14 protein-coding genes are annotated in these 18,998 nt (G+C 66.2%); 6 read left to right on the top strand and 8 right to left on the bottom strand.

Annotated features, from left to right (window positions below; genetic code table 11):
• Positions 1-296: 296 nt before the first annotated feature.
• Entirely contained in the window at positions 297-1,739 is a 1,443-nt protein-coding gene (locus tag OTERR_RS10600) for a DegQ family serine endoprotease (protein WP_149425730.1), read from the top strand.
• Positions 1,740-1,896: 157 nt separating this feature from the next.
• Here the strand turns inward: OTERR_RS10600 and OTERR_RS16035 are convergent, their stop codons facing one another.
• A complete protein-coding gene (locus OTERR_RS16035; RefSeq protein WP_187775220.1) occupies positions 1,897-2,067 on the bottom strand; it encodes a hypothetical protein in 171 nt (56 codons plus the stop codon).
• Between the two features lie 218 nt (positions 2,068-2,285).
• On the opposite strand from OTERR_RS16035, the gene OTERR_RS10595 reads away from it, so the two are divergent.
• The 3 genes from OTERR_RS10595 (at position 2,286) to OTERR_RS10590 (ending at position 4,063) form a co-directional block, all read left to right on the top strand.
• The gene (locus tag OTERR_RS10595; protein ID WP_054620385.1) at positions 2,286-2,660 is read left to right on the top strand and encodes a hypothetical protein; all 375 of its coding nucleotides are present in this window, start codon (positions 2,286-2,288) and stop codon (positions 2,658-2,660) included.
• 296 nt (positions 2,661-2,956) lie between these two features.
• Positions 2,957-3,193, top strand: coding sequence for a hypothetical protein (locus OTERR_RS16380; protein ID WP_246154133.1), 237 nt, complete (start codon positions 2,957-2,959; stop codon positions 3,191-3,193).
• Between the two features lie 6 nt (positions 3,194-3,199).
• Positions 3,200-4,063 (top strand): FUSC family protein, encoded by an 864-nt coding sequence (locus OTERR_RS10590; protein ID WP_246154132.1) that lies wholly within the window; start codon positions 3,200-3,202, stop codon positions 4,061-4,063.
• A 55-nt stretch (positions 4,064-4,118) separates the two neighbouring features.
• Here the strand turns inward: OTERR_RS10590 and OTERR_RS10585 are convergent, their stop codons facing one another.
• Both OTERR_RS10585 and OTERR_RS10580 read right to left on the bottom strand, forming a co-directional pair.
• A complete protein-coding gene (locus OTERR_RS10585) occupies positions 4,119-4,553 on the bottom strand; it encodes a bacteriohemerythrin (RefSeq protein ID WP_149425729.1) in 435 nt (144 codons plus the stop codon).
• Positions 4,554-4,627: 74 nt separating this feature from the next.
• The gene (locus tag OTERR_RS10580; protein WP_149425728.1) at positions 4,628-7,510 is read right to left on the bottom strand and encodes a bifunctional diguanylate cyclase/phosphodiesterase; all 2,883 of its coding nucleotides are present in this window, start codon (positions 7,508-7,510) and stop codon (positions 4,628-4,630) included.
• 992 nt (positions 7,511-8,502) lie between these two features.
• Here OTERR_RS10580 and rlmF point away from each other — a divergent pair.
• Positions 8,503-9,771 (top strand): 23S rRNA (adenine(1618)-N(6))-methyltransferase RlmF, encoded by a 1,269-nt coding sequence (rlmF, locus tag OTERR_RS10575; RefSeq protein ID WP_149425727.1) that lies wholly within the window; start codon positions 8,503-8,505, stop codon positions 9,769-9,771.
• A 117-nt stretch (positions 9,772-9,888) separates the two neighbouring features.
• Here rlmF and OTERR_RS10570 read toward each other — a convergent pair whose 3' ends face one another.
• The 3 genes from OTERR_RS10570 to OTERR_RS10560 all read right to left on the bottom strand — a co-directional run bounded on the left by OTERR_RS10570 (position 9,889) and on the right by OTERR_RS10560 (position 12,823).
• Positions 9,889-10,887, bottom strand: a complete 999-nt coding sequence (locus OTERR_RS10570; protein WP_149425726.1) for a virulence RhuM family protein/type II toxin-antitoxin system death-on-curing family toxin — start codon at positions 10,885-10,887, stop codon at positions 9,889-9,891.
• A gap of 198 nt (positions 10,888-11,085) precedes the next feature.
• Positions 11,086-11,889, bottom strand: coding sequence for a hypothetical protein (locus tag OTERR_RS10565; protein WP_149425725.1), 804 nt, complete (start codon positions 11,887-11,889; stop codon positions 11,086-11,088).
• Positions 11,890-11,908: 19 nt separating this feature from the next.
• Positions 11,909-12,823 (bottom strand): LysR family transcriptional regulator, encoded by a 915-nt coding sequence (locus OTERR_RS10560; RefSeq protein ID WP_149425724.1) that lies wholly within the window; start codon positions 12,821-12,823, stop codon positions 11,909-11,911.
• A gap of 244 nt (positions 12,824-13,067) precedes the next feature.
• Between OTERR_RS10560 and OTERR_RS10555 the strand changes: the two genes are divergently transcribed.
• Complete coding sequence (locus tag OTERR_RS10555; protein WP_149425723.1) at positions 13,068-14,237, top strand: mandelate racemase/muconate lactonizing enzyme family protein; 1,170 nt, start codon at positions 13,068-13,070, stop codon at positions 14,235-14,237.
• A 339-nt stretch (positions 14,238-14,576) separates the two neighbouring features.
• Here the strand turns inward: OTERR_RS10555 and OTERR_RS10550 are convergent, their stop codons facing one another.
• Both OTERR_RS10550 and OTERR_RS10545 read right to left on the bottom strand, forming a co-directional pair.
• Entirely contained in the window at positions 14,577-15,893 is a 1,317-nt protein-coding gene (locus tag OTERR_RS10550; RefSeq protein ID WP_149425722.1) for a methyl-accepting chemotaxis protein, read from the bottom strand.
• 596 nt (positions 15,894-16,489) lie between these two features.
• Positions 16,490-18,922 carry a mechanosensitive ion channel domain-containing protein gene (locus OTERR_RS10545; protein ID WP_149425721.1) on the bottom strand — a complete coding sequence of 811 codons (2,433 nt, stop codon included), beginning with the start codon at positions 18,920-18,922 and terminating at the stop codon, positions 16,490-16,492.
• Positions 18,923-18,998 lie beyond the last annotated feature (76 nt).

Below are 18,998 nucleotides of genomic sequence, written 5' to 3'. Positions count from 1 at the left end.
TCACGTCTTCGGGGCGGGAATGGCGGAGCAGGGGCGAGCGGACGGCGCCGACAGGCGCCGTTTTCCATGGCGGGGCGCTAGCGGCAGCGGGCAAACAAAAAGAAACAGAATGCTGCACAACTTCAACCGATCGGTGCAGAACTGCAACTGCCAACGGCGGCGTTCTTGGCAATCATGAAGTGTATGCGGCCCAACCCCTGCATTTATGCAGCGCCGGGCCGGGTGCCGTGGTCCCGATCCGGCAAGGGCCGATTCCTCGGGCAACTCACGCATCTTGAACTTTGCGGAGGCTAACGATGAATGCAAAAGCTCTGAAATTGACGGTCATCGCCCTGTCCATGGCCGCCGCCGTGGGCGGTGCCTATTCCTTCTGTCACATCTCGGCCATCGGCCGCGCCGATGCCGCCGTGCCGGTGGCAGCCGTTGCCGCCCCTAGTGCCGCCTTGCCCGACATGGGGGGCATCGTCGAACGCAACGGGCCGGCCGTGGTGAACATCAGCGTGACCGGTACCCGCCAGGTTGCCGATAGTGGTGGCCTGCCCCAGCTCGACCCGGACGATCCCTTCTACGAATTCTTCCGCCGCTTCCGTGCTCCCCAGCCCGGCGGCGAAGCCCCGGTGCGGGGCCTGGGCTCCGGCTTCATCATCACTTCGGACGGCACCATCCTGACCAATGCCCACGTGGTCGAAGGTGCGGACGAGGTGACGGTGAAGCTCACCGACAAGCGCGAGTTCAAGGCCAAGGTACGCGGCATCGACAAGGTCAGCGACGTGGCCGTGCTCAAGATCGATGCCAAGGGCCTGCCCACGGTGAAGATCGGCAGCTCCACCGCCACCCGGGTGGGTGAATGGGTGCTGGCCATCGGCTCCCCCTTTGGCTTCGAGAACAGTGCCAGCGCCGGCATTGTCTCGGCCAAGTCCCGCTCCCTGCCGGATGGCAGCTACGTGCCCTTCATCCAGACGGATGTGGCGGTGAACCCGGGCAACTCGGGCGGCCCCCTGTTCAACATGGCCGGCGAGGTAATCGGCATCAACTCCCAGATCTACTCCCGCAGCGGCGGCTACCAGGGCCTGTCCTTCGCCATCCCCATCGAAGTGGCGATGAACGTGGAAAAGCAGATCGTCACCAACGGTCAGGTCCAACGCGGCCGCCTGGGCGTCACCATCCAGGAGATCAACCAGTCCCTGGCCGATTCCTTCGGCCTGAAGAAACCCGCTGGAGCCCTGGTCAACTCGGTGGAGAAGGGCAGCCCCGCCGCCAAGGCCGGCCTGGAACCGGGGGACGTGGTGCTGAGCATCGACGGCAAGGACATCACCAATTCCGGCGAGTTGGCAGCCACGGTGGCCGGCATGCGGCCCGGCGACGTGGCCCGGTTGCAAGTGTGGCGGCACGGCTCGAACAAGGAAATCGCGGTCAAGGTCGGCAGCGCCAGCGAACCCAAGATCGCTCTACAGGGCAACGAGGAAAGCGCCAAGGGGCGCCTCGGCGTCGCCGTGCGTTCCCTGTCGCCGGAAGAACAGCGTCAGGCCGATGTGAAGGGCGGCGTGCTGGTGCAGAACGCCAGCGGCGCCGCCGCCCGGGCCGGCATCCAGTCCGGTGACATCATCCTGTCGATCAATGGCCAGCCGGTCACCAGCGCCGAACAGTTGCGCGGGCTTCTGGCCAAGGCGGGCAAGCACGCCGCCGTGCTGATCGAGCGGGGCGATACCCGTATCTTCGTACCCGTTGAGTTGGGCTAAGTCGGGAGTGTCGGCAGAAGCCCAAGGCATGTCCGGGGCCGGTCAGGTTGTTTATGGCCGCCCCGGACCGTAGCGTCGGACCAGCCGCCACGAAAAAGCCGGCCCAGGCCCCATGGGGCCCGGCCGGCTTTTTCGTGACTGTGGCTGGAGGTCCGCTTCAGCGCTGGACGCCGGACACCCGGGCCTTGCGCCGCCAGTAGGCAGGAACCTGCAAGGCCAGCACGTCGATGGGCTGGGTGGCGAAGACCTGTTGGGCCAGGGCCCAGCGTTCGCGCTCTTCTTGGGTGATGCCGGCGATCTGCTCGAACCACTTCTGGATACGTTTCATGGCAAGTGACTCCTGGGAGGATGGGGAGGATTACGACCTGTCAGTGGAACCAAGCATAACCAACTGCTGTATGAATGTACAGTGGTTGGTGGCGACCCGCTCAGGACGCGGGTTTGTGGCGGGCGTGGGGGTGCCCGTCGGGGCAGAAGGCGGCGCGCTTGCGGTCCCGGCGGGGCAAAGAATGGTAGGGTGGCGTCCTTTTCCGACGACCCCTTGCCATGGCTGCCGAAACCCCTTCCCACCCTGCCGCCAGCTCCCGTGGCGTGCGCGCGGCCCTGATCTTCGCCCTGGTGGCGGAGCGCCTGACGGCCTACTACGAGCACGGCCAGTGGCCGACCGAGGCCCAGGGCGCCAGCCTGGTGGCCGACTGGCTGACCCGCTCCAAGCGCACCCTGGCGATGGACGAGCGCCGCCACCTGTCGGCCCTGAGCGACCAGCTGGCCCGGCGCATCGCCGCCTCCTTGTCCCGGGAGGCCGGGCTGTACACCGCCCACGACATGATGGAAGCCCTCGACCCCAATCACACCTCGGATACGGCCCAGGCCCTGATGGCGGAATGCGAGCGGCTGCTCGACGAGCCCCCCGCGCCCTGAGGGCAGGGAAAAGATCGACAGCCGTGGGGCGGCCTTCCTTGCCTCTGGTGGCGGGGCCGGGTCTTCCCCCCGCCGACGGGGGCGTCTTCTCCTGCGGCTAGATGCTAGGGCGAGCGCGGTCTCTGCTGGCCAACGTCGCCCTTCGCGACTCCCGCCACGATCCGCGTTCCGGCCTGGGGCGCCTGGCACAAGACCCGCCGTTGCCCAGGCCAATGAACGGTGCGCCGCCTTTGCCTGTCGGAATGCACGGGAAAAAACACCGTGGGCCGGATGTGCCCGCCGCGAAAGGACGAACGATGACGCGCAGGGATGGGGGAACGGTATGGCATGGCTTCCGGGCCATGCTGCGGGAGGAGTGGCGCCAGCTGGCCACCATCCACCCGAGCGACCGGCCCTGGCAGATGCCCTTTGCCGCCGCCCTGGCCTCGGGGCTGCCGCTGCTGGTGGGGGCCTGGTTCGGCCATATGGATTACGGCCTGGTCTCGTCCCTGGGCGGGCTGATCTTTCTCTATACCCCCAACACGCCCCTCTAGCATCGCATGGTGTCGCTGATGGCCTGTGCCTTCGGCCTGTCGGCCTGCTACACCCTGGGGCTGATCAGCCACTTCGTACCGGCCCTGATGATGGTGGCGCTGATCTTCATCACCATCCTGGTGTCCATGGTCTGCCGCTTCTACCGGGTCGGTGTGCCGGGCAGCCTGTTCTTCATCATGGTCGCTTCCATCGGCGCCTATTCGCCCACCGCGGTCGAGCAGGTGCCCCTGCGGGTCGGGCTGATCTTCATGGGGGCGCTGCTGGCCTGCCTGATCGCCCTGTTCTACAGCCTCTACGTGCTGCGCCGCCAGGCACCCCAGCCGGTCACGCCCCTGGCGCCGGCCACCTTCGACTTTGTCGTCTTCGATTCGGTGGTGATCGGCGTATTCGTCGGCATCTCCCTGGTGCTCGCCCAGGCCCTGCAGCTGGAGCGGGCCTACTGGGTGCCGGTGAGCTGCCTGGTGGTGATCCAGGGCATGTCGCTGCGCGCCGTGTGGAACAAGCAGCTGCACCGGGTACTCGGCACCGCCATCGGCCTGCTGGTGGCCTGGGGCCTGTTGCTGCTGCCCCTGGACAACTGGACCATCTCCCTGGTGATGATGGCGCTGACCTTCGTGGTCGAAACCGCGGTGGTGCGCCACTACGGGTTTGCCGCCATCTTCATCACCCCCATGACCATCCTGCTCGCCGAGGCCGCCACCCTGGGCCACGGCTCCCCCGGCGCAGTGATCCAGGCACGCTTCTTCGACACCGTGCTCGGCAGCATCGTCGGCCTGATCGGCGGCATCTGCCTGCACAGCCCACGCTTGCGCGAGGTGCTGGGCCGCCAGCTGCGCCGCCTGACGCCGGGCCGGTTGCTCCCGCGCTAAGCCTCGCTACGTCGGGAGGGCGCCGCGCCTGGCCCCGGCGGGTGGCTGGGGCGGATCATGCGTGGTCGTGCCGGGCCTCGATCAGTTCGACCAGCTTCTTGTCCACGCCCAGGATGTGTTGCTCCAACCAGCGCTTGAGGTGGTCGAGCAGTTGGCCGGCCGCTGCCAGCCGCTCGCCTTCGGGGCGGCGCCTGAAGGCCTGGATGTGCTGGCCGAACCCGGCGTGGGCGCGGGCATGGACGAGCAGGTGGGGAGAGGACTCGGGCAGGTGCCTGCCCATCAGGGCGTCCTCGGTGGCGAAATGGAATTCGGCATAGGCCATCAATTGGGCCAGGATCCGGTCGAGATCGCGGCCTGGTGCCTGGCTGTCCCGGGCGGCGCCATCGTGGCAGAAGTCTTCCAGGTCATTGATGATGTCGATGAACCCCTGGTGCTGCAGGTCGATTTCCCGGATGCCGGTGCGAAGTCGTTCGCTCCATACCAATCGCATTGTTTTTCCTTGTGGTGAACCGCCCTGGGCGGTTGACGCGTGAGTCGGCAAGCGTGAAGAAACGGTGGCGGTAATCAGCGCGCATCCCCGGGGGGGAAGCGATGGGCGAAGTCAATGAACTGATCCAGGGGCAGGGGCTTTGAATAAACAAAGCCCTGGATGATGTCGCACCCCATGGTCGCCAGCATGGCCACCGTCTCCTGGTCTTCCACGCCCTCGGCCACGGTTTTCAGCCGGTAGCTGATGGCGAGCTGGATGATGGCCCGCACCATGGCCGGGTCCTGGACAAAGGATTTGTCGATTTTCAGCGTGTGGATCGGGAAGTTCTTGAGGGACGCCAGATTGGAATAGCCGGTGCCGAAATCGTCGATGGCCAGGGTGAAGCCCAGGGCGCGCAGGCCCTGGAGGATTTCCGCCGCCTTGGCCGGGTTGCCCATCACCGTGCTTTCGGTGATTTCGATCTCGATGTCCCCGGGCTGGAGCCGGTACCGCTTCACCATCTCGGCCATGTCGGCGCACAGGGTGGAACGGCTGAACTGGCGGGCGGAGAGGTTGATGGCGATGCTGCCGCAGGCAATGCCCAGGGTGCGGCGCCGCTCCACCTCGCGGCAGGCGGCACGGATGACCCATTTGTCGATTTCCAGGATCAGCCCGGTCTCCTCGGCGACCGGAATGAACAGGGCGGGGGAGACCATGCCGTGCTCCGGGTGCTGCCAGCGGATCAGGGCTTCCGCCCCCACCACCCGGCCCGAGCCGATATCCACCTTGGGTTGGAAATGGAGCAGGAACTCCTCGTTCTGCAGCGCCTTGCGCAGCTGGACTTCCAGGGCCAGGCGGCGGTCGATGCTGGCCTGGATGCTGCGCGAGTAGAGGTGGTACTTGTTCTTGCCGTGCTCCTTGGCTTGGTACATGGCCGCATCGGCGTGCTTGAGCAGCTCTTCCGGCGTGGCCCCGTCGCTAGGGTGGATGCTGCCGCCGATACTGGCGGTGCAGTAGATCTCGCGGTCGTCAATGAAGATCGGCTCGTGCAGCTGGTCGAGGATCCGTTCGGCGACGATGCGGATGTCTTCCCGGGAGGCCATCTCCGGCAGCAGCACGACGAATTCGTCGCCGCCCCAGCGGGCCACCGTGTCGCCGTCGCGCAGGCAGGTGCCGAGCTTGGCGCTGGCCGCCTTGAGCAGCCGGTCGCCGAAATGGTGGCCGAGGGAATCGTTGACCGTCTTGAAGTTGTCCAGGTCGATGAACAGAACCCCCACCTCGCGCTTGTGGCGCTCGTTGTTGGTGATCGCCTGCTGCAGCCGGTCCTGCAGCAGCAAGCGGTTGGGCAGGCCGGTCAGGGCGTCGTAGGTGGCGCTGCGCACCAGCTCCATCTCGTACTGCTTGCGCTCGGTGATGTCCTTGAAGATGCTGACGTAATGGCTGATCTCGCCGCTGGCGTTGTGCACCGGCGCCACCGACAGCTCGATCCAGTAGGGCTCGCCGTCGCCGCGCCGTCCCTGCAGTTCAATGGTGCCGTCCCGCTCGTCGACGAACACCAGCCCCAGGGCCGGCAGGCCCGGTTCCCCCTGGGCCGGGCCGGATAGCAGCCGGCCGTTCCGGCCCAGGATCGAATCGGCCGGCCGGCCGGTGATCCGCTCCAGGGCCGGGTTGATGTAGATGATCGGGTATTCGTCCTTCTGGGCGTCGGTGATCATGATCCCCTCGCCGGTGGAATCGATGGCCCGTTTGCGGATCTGCAGGCTCTCGATGGCGGCGTTGCGCTGGGTCATGTCGCGGAAGAAGCCGACGAACCAGCTCTGCCCGTTGAGCACCATGTGGGCAAAGGACAACTCCACCGGAATTTCCTGGCCGGACTTGTGCCGGGCGGTCAGTTCAACCCGGGACCAGTCCAGGCGGCGCTCCCGGGTCTGGATGTAGCGGTCGAACTGCTCCCGGTGCTGCTGCTGGAAGCGGGGCGGCTGGATCAGCGAAAGCGCCTGACCGAGCAGCTCCTCCTGGGTGTAGCCAAACACCTGCAACACCGCCGGGTTGGTGAAGCGGATCGTGTTGTGCACGTCGATCATGACGATGGCGTCGGTGCTGACTTCCCACAGGGTGCGGTTGCGCAGCTCGCTCTCGCGAATGGCCTGCTCCGCCCGCAGTTGCTCGGCATGCAGCGCTGCGACGGTACTCACGTTGCGGTTCAGCCGTTCCGCCAGCTGGCCGAACTCGTCGCGGCGGCCCACCTCTACCCGGGCGGTGTAATCCCCCGCCGCGATGCGTTCGAACAGCGTGCCGATCTTGTTCAGCGGCCGTCTGATCAGAAAGTAGTTGTACAGGCCAAGCAGCAGGATGGCGACGATCCCCAGGCTGAAGACGGCGGGGATCAGGGCGTGGAGCTTTTCCTTCTCCCGGGCCGAGGTGGCCAGCTCCGTCTGCACCACGGCATCCGCCGCGTCGAGCATTTTTTCCGCCTCGGCGGCCAAGCCGTGGACTTCCTCCCGGGTGTAGGCGTTGCTCGACGTCTCGCCGAGAAACCTGCCCGTCACCTGCTGGTAATGCGCCCATTCCGTCTGGAGGTGGGCCAGGGCGTCCCGGCCGGCCGGATCGTCGGACTCGAACAGGCCGAGAGCGTGGCCCCGCGCCTCGATGTCGGCGAGGCCGCTGCGGAACCGTTCCTTGAGGGCGGGGAGGGCGTGCCGGGCGGCGCCGTCATTGTCGGCGGTGCGGTGGGTGGCATAGGCGATCTGTTGGGAGAGCATGCGCAACCGCCCCGAGGCATTGACGACTTCCGCCAGGGCCGATTGCCGGTTCAGCTGCTCGATCGAATAAAACAGCCCGGCGACACCGATGCCAATGATGAGAATGGCGGAAACCGCGGCGTCCCGGGCCAGGCTGGGGTGGCTGACGAAGGTGCCGATGGCGGATCGCAGTCGGGCGGACCAGTTCTTGTCCGAGCGTTGTTCTGGCGTGGTCATGGGCGCGTGTCGGGAGTGGGGGGGCGCGAGCTTCGGCCCGGGCCGGCTGCGCCGGCAGTGCGGGCATCCGTCCGCATTGCGAATCCGCAAATTTTCGTGGTCAGCAAAGGGCAGGGGCCCGATGCCTGTGGCTGAAAACAGCCCGGTTTGATGCTTCTATCCTAATGATTTTTAAATATTTTTGATTAATTTAAGTCAAAACGGAGTGCTGCCCCCGTTGAGGCGGCCCGCCAGGGGCCACGGCGAGGCGCCGAAGAGACGGGGGTTGCGACGTGGCGCACGGCCACGCCACGATTTTTCTGGCCACACCGTTGCCTGTGCCCCCATCGCGCAGCGGCGCCGTGCGCTGGAACGCCACAACCTAGGCGGGGGAAAATCCCCAGCCTGGGTGCGGTACGGGCTGCCGGAGTGAAGGCAGCTCAATACCCCATCGGCCTAAACACAAGGACTGGCGCGGGATTTGGCGATGCCATGCCGGAACGCCGCGCCAATGCTTGCTTTCAGAGGTGGCACCTTGGAGAACCGCGCCCCTGCTTGTTTTTGAGGCAGCGTGTCATGTCATTGACCCGCAAGGTGGTTTTTGCGCTTATCCACAGCCTTACCCACGAAAAGCGGGGAAAACCTCCCGGGCTGGGGAAGGCGCGCGGGGGAAGGGGGGAAATAGGGCCGAGGAGAACGGTAGTGCAGGGAATAGGGGCGCAGGAGATGCGGGGAGAAAACCGGAACCGGGGGGCTGCGCTTACTCCCCCAGTCCCACCCGAGTCCTGTCTGGCGCCCAGCCCTGTTCCACCCGATACCCAATCGATGCCGAATTGACGCCCGCCCGGCAACGCTTTTATCCGCCGCTGGCCTGGCCCTACCCATGCCGACACCCACTACAGCCCCTGGTCGGCCGCCGCTACCTGGCGCCAGCCGCCAATAAACAGGGCCCCACCCCTTGCCGGGTCGTTTATCCTGTCTCCCCCGTTTTCATCCCGACCCCGAGCCACCCCATGCGCGCCCCTCCCCGCGCCGTTGCGCCCGCCCGACCGTCCCGATCTGCGCGCGTCGCCAAATCGGCCAAGACCAGCAATACCGCCAAGGTTGCCAAGGCAGCGGCCCTGCACCCGCGCAACCGCCACACCGGCCGCTACGACTTCGCCGCCCTGATCGCCGCCAGCCCCGCGCTGGCGTCCTTCGTCGGGCCCAACCCCTACGGCGACCTGTCCATCGACTTCGCCGACCCGGCGGCGGTGAAAGCCCTCAACCGGGCGCTGCTGCTCGTCCAGTACGGCGTGCGCGACTGGGACATCCCCGCCGGCTACCTGTGCCCGCCCATCCCCGGCCGGGCCGACTACATCCACTGCTTGGCCGATCTGCTGGCGGGAGAGGGGAGCGGGCACAACGGCGGAAAGGGCAATGGCCGGACAGGCCCTGGGCGCGGCGAGGGTAATGGTGTGCGGGGCGAAGGGCATGGCGCGCAACAAGGGGACGCGACCCCGGGCCCAGGCATGGGGCCGGGCGCCCCTGACCAAGCCCAGGCCGGGCGTGGCGCCATCCCCACCGGCCCGGCGGTGCAGGTGCTCGACATCGGCGTCGGCGCCAACTGCGTCTATCCCCTGATCGGCCACGCCGAATACGGCTGGCGCTTCGTCGGTGCCGACGTGGACCAGGGCGCCCTGGCCAGCGCCCAGGCCATCCTGGACGCCAACCCGGACTTCAAGGCGGCCATCGAACTGCGCCGCCAACCCGCGCCGGAGGCCATCTTCCGCAACATCATCCGTCCCGGCGAACGCTTCGACCTGACCCTGTGCAACCCGCCCTTCCACGCCTCCCCCGACGACGCCCAGGCCGGCACCGAGCGCAAATGGCGCAACCTGGGCCGGGAGGCTGGCTCCGGCAAGGGGCCGGGCCAGGGCCGGGACGGCGGCGGATATGGCGATAAGCACGGGCGCGGAGACGACCCCCGCCGCGGCGCCCCGGCCAGCGTGGCCCGGGAGATCCAGAACCCGGCCGCCACCCGCCATGCCCCCGCCCTCAACTTCGGCGGCCGCGCCGCCGAACTGTGGTGCCCCGGCGGCGAACTCGGCTTCATCGCCCGCATGATCGCCGAGAGCGCCGCCTTCGCTAGCCAATGCCGCTGGTTCACCACCCTGGTATCAAAAGCCGACAACCTCCCCGCCATCCAGCGCGCCCTGGCCAGGGCCGGCGCCCGCCGCACCGTTGTGATCCCCATGGCCCAGGGGCAGAAACAGAGCCGGTTGGTGGGGTGGGGGTTTTAGGAGAGGCAGAGGAGAAGGGTCTGCCTGATACGCGGCAGTCACCCGCCCGGGGCCGCGGAAGTCGTCTGTCCCGGGCGTTGCCGTTGGCCCGCTAAGCACCCGACAGGCTGGGGGGCGTCAGTTGCCCGGGGCCAGCATGTTCATGATCAGGCGGATCATGGTGTCCTTGTTGGCCGGGGCCGATTCGGCCACCAGCAGGGCCAGGGCCGCCAGGCCGATGTCGTTGATCACCGGTTGGCCCGCTTCATCCAGCAGGCGGCCGTTGCGGTTGAGGAAATCCACGAACAAAAAGGCGCCGCTGCGCTTGTTGCCGTCCGAGAACGGATGGTTCTTGATGACGAAATACAGCAGGTGCGCCGCCTTGGCCTCCACGCTCGGGTAGGCCGGCTCGCCGAACACGGTCTGGTCCAGGTTGCCGAGCAGGGCGGCAAAGGCCTCGTCCCGTTCCCGGGCGAACAGGTCGGTGGCCTCGCCCCGGGCCATCAGGTCGGCTTTTAGCCGTGCCAGGGCGGCGCGGGCCTCTACCACCGTGGGCAGCACCCCGCCGCGCTGCTCCCGGGGCTCGGCCAGCAGACCCTCGTCGTAGCGTTGCAGCAGCAAGAAGGTTTGGGCGTAGCGGGTGACGATATCCACCAGCCCCCGGCCGGTGTCGGCCAGCAGCTCCGGACTTTGCGCCGCCTTCTTCACCAGCAGCAGTGCCGCTTCCAGCTCCCGGGCGTTGGCCTCCAGGCGCTGCCGGTTGAGGGTGTAGCCCCGGGTAAGGTGTTCGCGCAGGGTGCGGGTGGCCCACTGGCGGAAGGCTACGGCACGCTTCGAACTGATGCGGTAACCGACCGAGATGATGGCGTCCAGATCGTAATGCTTGATCGTACGGCGCACCTGCCGCGTGCCTTCCCGGCGAACTGCTAAGAAATCCTTAGCAGTTGCCTGCTCATCCAGTTCGCCATCCCGATAGATGTTCTTGAGGTGCATGAGCACGTTTTCAGGCGTGGTGTCGAACACCTCAGCCATCTGCCGCTGCGACAGCCACACCGTATCGCGCCCGGTATCCAGGTGCACTTCAACCGGCTGGCCGGCCTCCTGGAAAATCACCAGTTGGGGCTGTTCATCGCTCATAAGTGCCTCAAGAAAATCTTAACTGGTTAGAAACGGCGTAATGTCTTTTGGAGCGTTTTAGATGGCTGTTAGCGACCCATAGCGGTAGTTTGTGCCTCGGAAAAGCGGACGGTCAGAAACATCCAGATTCACCTGCCTGCGCGGCTTTTCGTGCAGCTCCAGTGGAATGAATGATTGGGCGGCATTCGATAGTGCTGTTTATTCATATCTTTTTCGCAAATCGATAATTTCTTGGGATGGCCGTGGCGGCAAAAAATCAGTGCCACCAATGACGTCGACCAACTGCTGCCAAAGTACATCTGGTGTTTCACCGCCATGAATCTTATGCCGGACACTACTGAGGTTTTCGACGGTGCTTCGCTTTTCTTGAGATGCATCCCAAACGGAATCTTCAAACTTGTCGAAGAATTCGATGACGATTTGGACAAGATTCCTCATTTGGTGATTGCATGTAGTCAAGACGTCCATGTCTGGCACCTCAGCAGGAGGCGATGAACCGATGTAAGAGAAGAAGTTAATGAGTGTCTCCTCACCGCTAGGCAGCCGAATGACCTCGCCGTAAGCAATGGGTTGCGCCCCTGTCTTTTGGCTTTCATTTCTTGCTTCGAGCAGATACTTGGCAACTTTGTCCGAACGCTGACGGGATTGAACATCCGCGTACCAAGAGTCAAAGCCCTCGACGACGCTCCCAACGTACTGGAGCACAAAGGTCACGCTCCTTGCAGCACTTACAAAGGCGCTGAAGTAATAGTTAAGCTCTTCAATATTTCCATGACTGCGAGTCATCTGGCGCAGAAAGAAGTCTGCTTCCTTGAGCTTTTCGGAGATGCGAATTAGGTTTTTCATGCGCCTATTATGCTGAAAAAAATATCCTATGGGGCAAGGAAAGAGCCTTGAAGGCATTCGTATAAAAAATTCAATAATACCGACACCAAAATTGGGCCTCGAATTTCTGCTGAGGGATGAAATAGTCAATGGCAGCTCCTGGCCGACCGCAGCCATCCAGTAATCCTTTCAGCCCCTACCCCTCAAAATGCCCTACCAGCAAATCAATAAACGCCCGCACCTTGGCCGACAGGTGTAGCCGTTCCGGGTACACCGCGTGCAGGTCGGCGGGGGGGAGGTCGTAGCCGGGCAGCAGCACTTCCAGGCGGCCGGCGGCGATCAGGGGGGCGGCGTCCCATTCGGAGCGGACCACCAGGCCCAGGCCCTGCAGGGCCCAGTTTTGCACCACGTCGCCGTCGTTGCTCGATAGGGCGCCACGCACTTTCACCGTTTCCATCTCCTTGCCCTTGGTGAAGCGCCATACGCCGTAGGCGTCGTCGTTCTGGCGGTGGATGATGCATTGGTGCCGCGTCAGGTCCGCCGGAGTTTCCGGGCGGCCGTGGCGGGCCAGGTAGGCGGGGGCGGCGAGCAGGCGGCGGCGGTTGGCCATGATGCGCCGGGCGGTGAGCCGGGTGTCGGGCAGTTCGCCGAAGCGGATGCCTACGTCGAAGGCTTCTTCCACCAGGTCCAGGGGGCGGTGAGTGAGCTGGAGCTGGACGTCCACGTCCGGGTAGCGGCGCACGTAGTCGGCCACCAGGGGGGCGATGTGGGTGCGGCCGAAGCCCAGGGTGGCGTTGATGCGCAGCAGCCCCCGGGGCACGGCCCGGGCGCTGGCGAGCTGTTCTTCCATTTCGCGGATTTCGCCGAGCAGCCGGGTAGCACCGGCCAGGTAGGACTCGCCTTCGTGGGTCAGGCTGATGCGCCGAGTGGTGCGGTTGACCAGGCGCACGCCGAGGCGGTTTTCGAGTTGTGCGAGGCGCTTGCTGACCGCCGAGGGGGTGACGTTGAGTTCCCGGGCGGCGGCGGACAGGTTGCCTTGCTTGGCCACCAGGATGAAGAAGGCCAGATCGGAGGGGGAGGAACTGGAAGGGGCGGTATCCGTTGGGCTCATTTTTGAATTCAACTCACGAATGGTGTGATTTTGCGGTTGATTATAGAGCGGTAGGAACTTTGTATCCTTCGTCCTGTTGAATGCCCGGGCAAACCATCAGCCTCCGCAACACGCCGCAATGCGGCGCAGTGCCGGTTCCGGGCGTCGCGGAGAAGGGCCAGCGGCGTAGCAGTCGGCGCGGCGCGCAAGCACGACCCCCCGCACCCACCCCAACCCCAATCAGAGAACACGCGAAGGAACCGCCATGCGCATCGTCGATATCCGGGAAGTGACCCTCCCGATCAAGTCCTCCATCCGCAACGCCTACATCGATTTTTCCAAGATGACCCTGTCCCTGGTGGCGGTGGTCACCGACGTGATCCGCGACGGCAAGCCGGTGGTGGGCTACGGCTTCAACTCCAACGGCCGCTACGGCCAGGGCGCCCTGATCCGCGAGCGCTTCCGCCCCCGCCTGCTGGAGGCCGCCCCCGAATCCCTGCAGGACGACAGCGGCGCCAACCTGGACCCGCATAAGGTGTGGGCCTGCATGATGACCAACGAGAAGCCCGGCGGCCACGGCGAGCGCTCGGTGGCGGTGGGCACCATCGACATGGCGATCTGGGACGCGGTGGCCAAGATCGAGGGCAAGCCCCTGTTCCAGCTGCTGGCCGAGCGCTACGGCAGCGGCACCCCCAACCGCCAGGTGTTCGTCTATGCCGCCGGCGGCTACTACTGGCCCGGCCAGGACCTGGAAGCCCTCAAGCGCGAGATGCAGGGCTACGTTGACCGGGGCTACACCGTGGTCAAGAAGAAGATCGGCGGCGACACCCTGGCCAACGATATGAAGCGCATCGAAGCGGTGCTCTCCATCCTGCCCAGCGGCCACAAGCTGGCGGTGGATGCCAACGGCCGCTTCGACCTGAAGACCGCCATCGAGTACGCCAAGGCCCTCTCCCAGTACGACCTGTTCTGGTACGAGGAAGCCGGCGATCCCCTGGACTACGCCCTCCAGGCCGAGCTGGCCAACCACTACGCCGGCCCCATGGCCACCGGCGAGAACCTGTTCTCGATGCAGGACGCCCGCAACCTGATCCGCTACGGCGGCATGCGCCCGGATCGGGACTGGCTGCAATTCGACTGTGCCCTGTCCTACGGCCTGGTGGAGTACCTGCGCACCCTAGACATGCTCAAGGACCACGGCTGGAGCCCGTCCCGCTGCATCCCCCACGGCGGCCACCAGATGTCCCTGGCGATCGCCGCCGGCCTGGGCCTGGGCGGCAATGAATCCTACCCGGACCTGTTCCAGCCCTTCGGCGGGTTTCCCGACGGGGTCAAGGTTGAGGGCGGCTACGTCACCCTGCCGGAACTGCCGGGCATCGGCTTCGAAGGCAAGGCCGACCTGTACGCCGAGATGAAGCAACTGGGCGAGGCCTGACCGCCCCGGCCCGCGCAGGCCGCTGCCCTAAACCCTAGAGCTGGCGCGGACCTTCACGGTACCCACGTGGAAACCCGCGCCAGTCGCGGCGTTTGAGAGCCCATGGTCGGAGAAGCCCGCAGGACGCGGGGTTCCAGCCATGGGCTTTTGTTTTGCCTGTTTTTTGGGCGGCTCGTCATGTGCCTGACGTAACGCCATTTTTTTGCCTTATCCACAGACCCGCCCACAGAAACTGGGGGCAGCCGCTCCGATCATGGGGCGGCTGTCGGGTGACCGGGCGGTTAGGGGATGATGGCGCGGTAGGTGGGGGCGCCGAATAGCGTCGTGCCGACTACCCGATCAGATGGCGGAAGAGAGCTTTTCCACCACCTCGACCACGTTGCGGGCGCCCTGTCGGATGCGGTTGATCGCCGCGCCGGCCTCGTTGGCGTGGGCCACGCCGGCATCCACTTCGGTCAGGCTGGCGGCCATGCAGTCGATCACCGCCTGGCTCTCGCCCTGGATGGTGGTGATCATGGTCGAGATTTCGGTGGTGGATTTGGCGGTGCGCTCGGCCAGCTTGCGCACCTCGTCGGCAACCACGGCAAAGCCGCGTCCCGCTTCGCCGGCCCGGGCGGCTTCGATGGCGGCGTTGAGGGCGAGCAGATTGGTCTGGTCGGCGATTTCCTTGATGGTATTGACGATCGAGGTGATCTGGCTGGTTTGCGCCCCCAGGCTTTCCACCTGCTGGGACGAATCCCCCACCTGGGCGGCCAGGGCGCGCATCTTGTCGATGGCCTGGAGGATGATGCGTTCGCCGTCGGTGGATAGCTGCGCGGTTTCCCGGGAAATCTCGTAGGCGGTACGGGCGCCCTGCTGTTCGGCCCGGTGGCGCAGCACCCGTTCGGTGATGTCGGTAGCGAACTTGATTACCCGATAGGGCTTGCCATGCTCGTCGTTCACCGGGTTGTAGGTGGCTTCCAGCCACACGCTCTGGCCGTCGCGGTGCACCCGCTCGCATTCACCGGCAAAGAATTCACCCCGGTTGAGTTGCAGCCACAGGGCCTGGTAGGCCGGGCTGGTGACGTAATCCTGGGTGCAGAAGATGCGGTGGTGGCGGCCCCGGATGTCCTCGAGCCGATAACCCATGGTGGCAAGAAAATTGGGGTTGGCATCGAGGATGGTGCCGTCCATGTCGAACTCGATCACCGCCATGGAGCGGTTGAGGGCGCTCACCAGGTTGCGGGCCCGGGTGGCCTCGATGATCCGGGCGGTGATGTCGCTGGCGATCTTGACGATGCGGCTCACGGCGCCGTTGGCATCCAGTACGGGGAAGTAGGTGGCCTCCAGCCATACCGGCGCGCCGTCCTTGCGGACGCGCTCGAACTTGCCGCTGAAGGATTCGCCCCGGCGCAGCTGTTCCCAGAAGCGCGCGTAGTCGGCCGATGCCGCCAGCTCCCGGGAGCAGAAAATGCGGTGATGCTGCCCGATGAGCTCGGCGGGGGCGTAGCCCATCACCTGGCCGAAGTTGGCGTTGGCATCGAGGATGACGCCGTCAGCGCCAAACTCGATCATCGCCACGGTACGGCGCATGGCGTCGAACAGGGTTTGCAGGGGAAGCCGGGCGGCTTCGCTGGCGGCAAGTTGCTGTTTGAGTGACGTGGTGAAGCCGAGCATGGTTGTCTTTCGTGAGGCACGGATGGTGCCGTTGGGTTGCGACCCAGTCCCCGGTATGGGACAAGAATGTACTGGGGTGACTGGACGAAAACCGACCCCTTGTAGGGTTTGAATAGTTATTGTCCTAGACAAAAATATTTTTGTCTAGGTGATTATCACCAAGGTGATAGGGATAGTCGAGGACCTATGCCACGGGATCGGGCTGATCGGCGGGGCTGCCGGGAAGGAAAGCGCATCCACTGCTCCAGCCGCTGCCACGGTGCGTGGCAAGGCGCGGCCTGCTGTCAGGACAAGTACGGCGCGGTCGTCGACAGGTCAGGTGAGCGCTGGGGTCTGCACACAGGGGGAGGGGCTCGCTTGCCACCATGGTGGGAACCGGCGAGGGCGGCTGTGCGCCCGCGCGAACGGGGCACGGCAGAGAAGCCGGGGAGAACGTGGACAGCAGGGGCCGCGTGGTCAGCGCGGGCAGCGGGCAAGGGCGGATGCTTGCGGGCGCCCAAAAAACGGGCGCGCTGTCATCTGTCTGAGGCGGCGGGGATTTTTCCGTTTATCCACAGGGCTGCCCACAGAAATTGGGGACAGCCCGAGACTGCCGGTCAGGACGATTGGGGGGCCGGAGCCCCAGGGCTGGCCGGGCCGGTGTCGCCGGGGGCAGCAGTGGCTGCGGCGGCAGCGGCGGCGGGGTGCAGGTGCACCACCCGCTGGGGGAAGGGGATGCCGATGCCGGCGTCGGCGAAGGCGCGCTCGATCATGAAGCGCAGGTCGCTGGCGATCTGCCGGGCGTCGGCGCCCTGGGCGTAGTCGATCCAGTATTCCAGGCTGAACATCAGGGCATCGGCGCCGAAGTCTTCGAGCAGCACCCGGGGCGCCGGCTCCTTGAGCACCTGGCCGTGGCGGCCGGCCACGCCGAGCAGCACCTCGGACACCTGCCGCGCCGAGGCGCCGTAATCGGCCCCCACCTTGATGGCACGGCGCACCCGGGCGTTGCTGTAGGTCCAGTTGATGACGTTGTTTTCGAGGAAGCTGGAATTGGGGATGAGCACCTCGATACCGTCGCCGTTGCGCACGATCGACGAGCGGATGCTGATGTTGGTGACGGTGCCGACCACGTTGCCCACTTCCACCAGGTCGCCGACCCGCAGGGGGCGCTCGATCAACAGCATGATGCCGCTCATCAGGTTCTTGAGCAGGTTCTGGGCGCCGAAGCCGAAACCGATGGCCAGGGCGCCGCCGAGGAAGGCGAACACGGTGAGGGGAATCTTCACCAGGTCGAGCGAAATGACGAACAGCACGGCGAGCAGGATGAAGTGGCCCCAGCGGCTGAGGATCTTGGCCAGGGCCGGCTGAACGCCGAAGCGCTCCACCGCCAGCCGGCGCAGGCGCCGCACCAGCCAGGCGCTGACCACGTAGCCGAGCACCAGCAGCAGCACCGCGCCGATGCTCTTGCCCACGGTGACGCTGCGGACGGCCTTGACCTGGCGGCCGTCCACTTCCAGGGTGTCCTCGGCGGTGAACAGTTCGAAGTTCCACAGCACCCGGGCGCTGCTGGCCAGGGTGGTGGCCCAGCCGGCGGCCCGGTCGCCCAGGGACAGGTCGCCCCGGCTGGCGTCGAATTCCTGCTGCCATTGGCGCAGGGTGCGCTGCAGGTTGCTGACCACCTGCAGGGCGTCCCGGTAGATGTCGGCGCGGGCCTGGTAGGCGCGCTGGAACTCGCGCAGGTTGGCTTCTTCCTCGGCCACGGCGGTGGCCCGCAGGCGGCGCTGGTAGTCGTTGGCCTGGCCGATGGCCAGGTCGATCTCGCCGTTCAGGTAGCGGGTCCAGGAGTCGAGCCGCTCCAGCACCTGGGTGAAGCTCTGGGAGGTCTCGCGCAGCTTGGCCGCGTCCCGGGTGTTCATCAGCATCCAGCGGTACTGCCAGGCCTGGCGTTCCTGGCTGCGGATGGTGAGCATGCTCTGCAGGGTGTCGTAGGCCAGGTGGGCGTTGTCGAGTTGGATGCGGCGCAGGGCGGCGGTCTGGGCCAGGGCCGCCAGTTGGGCGTTGTGGGCCGTGGCGGCGCTGCTGCCGGGCGGCGGGGCGGGGCGTTCCCGGGCGCGCAGCAGGGCCTTCTCGGCGTCGTCTAGGGCCTGCTGGGCCTTGGCCGTGCGCTGGCGCTGGCGCACCAGGGCGGCTTCCTGGATGGCGTGTTCCTTGTCCAGCTCGCCCAGCACCGTGTCCAGGTCGGCCTGGGAGAAGCGCACGGCATTGCGGATGGCGTCGAGCTGCTGGCCGTGGAAGGCGGCCTGGGTCCGGTACAGGGTGACCTCGGCGCTGGCCAGGCGTACCCCGGCATCGGCTTCGGCGACGGCCTGGGCAGCCAGGCGGCTGCGCAGTTCGGCCTGGTCCCGCGCCTCCTGCACGCCCGCATCCGGGCTGCCGCCGTTGCGCGGCACGGGGGGCAGCTTCTCTTCGGCTTGGCGCAATTGCACCTGGGCGGCCTTGTACTTCTCGGTGGCGGCGGCCTGCTCGTCGCGCAGCAGGGTCTGGCGAACCTCCGACGCCTTGGCCTGGGCCAGGGCGTTGTCCCGGGCATCGCGCAGCTGGTCGGCGAGGAGGGCGGAATAGGGGGCCGGGGAGTCGAAGCCCTTCCAGGTCTTGGCCTGGGCTTCCTGGTCGGCGGTCTGCTGCTGCACCCGGCGCAACTTCTCCAGGGTGTCCTTCTGCCGGTCCAGGCTGCGCGCCAGTTGGGCGAGCAGGTATTGGCGCTCCAGGCGCTCCTCTGAGCCGGCACCTGTGGCGGGCTGCCGGGCCAGGGCCTGGCGGGCCTGCTCCAGGGCCTTGGTCACCGCCGTCAGTTCATCGCTGTCCTCCTTGGTCGCACCGTCCTTGGCGGTAGGGGCAGCGGCCGTCTTGCCTTCGCCCTTGAGCAGGGGGGCGAGCAGGCTGCCCTGGGCCAGGGCGGCCGGGGCGGGGGTGCCCAGCACCAGGGCGAGCAGGAGGGCGGCCAGGGCGCGGCATGGCGCTGGGGAGCGTGCAGAGACAAGCGTCGGCAAGCGCGTTGGGAAACGGAGCGAAAAAAAGACGCGGTGTCGTTGGGCAGGAGGGCGGGGCATGGGGGACATGGGCACC

The sequence above is a fragment of the Oryzomicrobium terrae genome, assembly GCF_008274805.1.
GTDB classification, from domain to species: Bacteria; Pseudomonadota; Gammaproteobacteria; order Burkholderiales; family Rhodocyclaceae; genus Oryzomicrobium; species Oryzomicrobium terrae.
This window is presented reverse-complemented; position numbering and strand designations above follow the sequence as displayed.